We start from the raw sequence: 3170 nt of genomic DNA on the forward strand, positions 1-3170 counted from the left end.
GCCACGGCCGGCAAGCCGAAGGCGCGCATCGAGCGCAGCGAGAGGAGAAGGGGGCGGCAAGCGGAGCGCTGCAGGAGCGCAGCGACGGAGGAGCCTAGGGATCGTGACCGAAGGCCGGGACACGCGGGGGTTGGCGTGGCCCGGGGAGCGTAGCGAGTAGAGCCCGTTAGGGTCGGGAATTATCTTTAACTTGGGATAGAAAAAACACTCCAGAAACGAGCATCGGCACTCCTATTAGTGCAACCACGCCCATCATTATACCCAGAGCATTGAAGCCCAAACTGGAAGCAGGCTCGCCTTTACCGAGTAAATAAATCCAAACTCCAGCAACATATACAGGGGCAGGAATTAAGAGTTTCCAAAGTAATCTTATGTCACACATAAGATAAGACATAAGGGCGAACAATATTGGAAAGGTAAAAGTGGACTCAGATGTAAGAGGGGCCACATTTTTGTTCGGAGTAACAGCAGTATAAGTAAGGTAAATCGACGCACTGACAAAACCTGCTAAGGCGATGCAATGCATAACCCGATTCCAGTTGAGAAGGTTTGATAAATTATTTCCTTCACGAAAATGCTTTACTAGCATATAAACTACAAAAATAGCCGTACCACAATATGCCAGAAAATTCAGCATGTTAACTATTTCGAATAATGAATTCATAAACCACCCCCTTTTTAAATATTCATTAATTACTACATTGCGCCATGATGATGTATAGCAAAATTGTGTCTCTTTTTGATCATCTGAAAGACCAGTTCAACCAACGTGACTGCAAATGAGGCGAAATATCCAACCCTTTGTCAGTCATTCGTGTATTGATTCTAACGCGGGCCGGTGTCTGACGGTTCCCAATAGTGGTACTGGCCCGGCCGTTAACCGAGCCATTCCGGGAATTGCCGGTGACTCTCGGCATGCTCACGATTGACGCCGCGCCCGGTTGAGTAACCTGCCTGCCATTGTTGCCGTAGATATCAGGTCCGGTACACCCTGCCAGAAATACCGTGACCACGAATGCGAAAACTTTCATGTCTGGCACCGCCTTGATGGGTTCAATGATCAATGAAAGGCGGCGGCTGCCGCCTTTCTGTCTGCCCGGTCAGCTGAGCATGTCGTATTCAGTGCGTGTGATTCGTCGAAACTCTCCGTCGAAACACATCGGCACACACCCATTTGCATCGATCCACTCCATGACTTGGCAGGCCCCTAGACCGCAGTAATACGCCCCCTGACCATCGACATAGATATTGATCACAACGTCGTCCGAGCCTTCACCTACCTGAACGTGATCCTTCTTTTCTTCTGTCTCATCCAGCGCCTGCAGGATCACGGTATCGTGCCTTGCGGGCTCTTCGATAACATCCAGCGGGTGATCAGTGTGATTTCGAACAATAGAAATTGTGGTATGCAGCAAAACGACTCTCCTTATCCGTTTCCGGGCGCAGTTGCCGCCGCTTGTTCCCGGTGGCCAGCCCCTCGCTGACCACCCCTGAATTATCGTTGATCCCACCTTTTATGTCAATACTGCCGTCATCTTATTTGAGCGAAAAAACATTGATTGCAAGCGTCAGCGCCCGAAGCTGCCGCCCTGTCAGCGCGGGCAGCCTATAAGAACGCCCTGCAGCAATGGAGCGCTGCATGTCCTGTGCCATTTGCCATGTCCTGCGATTACGGTGCATGTGGTTTTCTGAAAGCATGTCATTCTCCTGTGTGGCTTTCGGGTGCGGTTGCCGCCGCTGCCCGGCTGGCCAGCACTCGCTGGCCTTGACAATCCGGGCGCACCTGCGCCCGAACACTTGCTGGGCCAATCAGTTCTGCGCTCGCCCAAGACTGGCGATAGTTTCGAGCACTCTTTGAACATCGTCACTGGCCAGTCGGTAGTAGATCGCTTGTGAGGCACGACGGGTCTGCACAACACCAGCTTCACGAAACCTTGTCAGATGCTGGGACAGGGCGGATTGCGACAGGGCGCCATCCAATCGCTCACTGATCTCACTGACGCTCAACTCTTCATCGCTGATCAAAAAGGCAATTCTAAGACGAGCGGTGCTGGATAGAAGTTTCAGATAATTGGCGGCGACTTCGATGCCATCAAGGTTTGCCTGGTCTGTCGTCATGACTCTGATTCCTTGGGGATGATGGTGACTTCCATTCGCGGCTGTCCGATCGCTGCAAGCGCCTGGGTACATTGATCCAGCGTCTTGAAAAGCCTTGGGATGTCGTTGGGCCAGGTCAGCATGCAGATGCCGCTGACTTCCACAGGCGGCGCAGCAGCTACCCTCACAAGTACCCATGCCCTGTTTTTGGGCATCCATGCGGGCACCCACCAAGTCGGCGCTATTTCGGGACATGCAACGACGCCATCCAGCATGTCTCGATACTCTTTGACCGCCTCTTCAAGCAGCATAAAGACCTCATACCTGACTGTTACGATTCTGATGCTTCTGGCACTGCCAGAAACGATACCGGCGCTGCACTTCATCGTGCCGGGAGGGATCGAGCGCGACAGCACTGGCAGCCAGCTGCTTTTCACAAAATGCCGTCACAACGCGCTCTACATGAAACGGCGGGAAGCCGAAGGTCGCCTCCAGGACGCCAGTGTTGACACAAAAGGGCGCATTCGTGTCCAGCGCCTCAAAGCGGAAAGCGCTGTGCGGCCCCTCGATGGCTCTTGTGCGCGTCACTTTTACCGGAGTGCCCTGCACGTTGATTTCAAACTGACCATACTGCCCCCAATGAGGAATCTGCCCGATTGCCGCCGCACACAAGCGCTGCAGATAATTTCCAGCCGCGTTTTCTTCTGCGAAGCTTCCCAGCAGGGTGCCGTGATTGAGTGTCCAGATTGCTGCGTAGTAGCGGATGCGTGCATCTTCAGCAGCCTGCGGAGAAACCCGCATGATTGCCGTGTCGAAGTCTTTAACGGCCAAAAGTGCCATGGCTCGAATATCTGTCTCGCTCAGGCTCCTGTAACGCTTTCCAATCGCTTCAACCTTCCTATCATGCTTATCTGACAAACCAACCCTTCTGATCATTGCCATTCTCCCGATAGCTCCCGGGCGCGGTTGCCGCCGCTTGTGCCCGGTGGCCAGCCCCTCGCTGACCACCCCTGTATTATCGGTCATTCGACCTTTTGTGTCAATACTCCCGTCATCTTATTTATCGGATGATT

The 3170-nt window shown here is 53.1% G+C and carries 6 protein-coding genes; all 6 read right to left on the reverse strand.

The window, feature by feature from the left end; translation table 11 throughout:
* Nucleotides 1–166: 166 nt before the first annotated feature.
* Nucleotides 167–664, reverse strand: a complete 498-nt coding sequence (locus tag C8D72_RS17280) for a hypothetical protein (protein WP_147301480.1) — start codon at nucleotides 662–664, stop codon at nucleotides 167–169.
* A 436-nt stretch (nucleotides 665–1100) separates the two neighbouring features.
* Nucleotides 1101–1415: a hypothetical protein gene (locus tag C8D72_RS00065; protein ID WP_115852402.1), complete on the reverse strand. Its 315-nt coding sequence runs from the start codon at nucleotides 1413–1415 to the stop codon at nucleotides 1101–1103.
* 121 nt (nucleotides 1416–1536) lie between these two features.
* Nucleotides 1537–1698: a hypothetical protein gene (locus C8D72_RS17480; RefSeq protein ID WP_170140445.1), complete on the reverse strand. Its 162-nt coding sequence runs from the start codon at nucleotides 1696–1698 to the stop codon at nucleotides 1537–1539.
* A gap of 111 nt (nucleotides 1699–1809) precedes the next feature.
* Nucleotides 1810–2118 (reverse strand): ArsR/SmtB family transcription factor, encoded by a 309-nt coding sequence (locus C8D72_RS00070; protein ID WP_115852403.1) that lies wholly within the window; start codon nucleotides 2116–2118, stop codon nucleotides 1810–1812.
* Nucleotides 2115–2408, reverse strand: coding sequence for a hypothetical protein (locus C8D72_RS00075; RefSeq protein WP_115852404.1), 294 nt, complete (start codon nucleotides 2406–2408; stop codon nucleotides 2115–2117). Before C8D72_RS00075 ends, C8D72_RS00070 begins: the two co-directional genes overlap by 4 nt.
* A gap of 7 nt (nucleotides 2409–2415) precedes the next feature.
* On the reverse strand, nucleotides 2416–3039 hold the full coding sequence (locus C8D72_RS00080) for a hypothetical protein (protein ID WP_211308736.1): 624 nt from the start codon (nucleotides 3037–3039) through the stop codon (nucleotides 2416–2418).
* Nucleotides 3040–3170: the final 131 nt, after the last annotated feature.

It is taken from the genome of Kushneria indalinina DSM 14324 (assembly GCF_003385845.1).
GTDB lineage: Bacteria > Pseudomonadota > Gammaproteobacteria > Pseudomonadales > Halomonadaceae > Kushneria > Kushneria indalinina.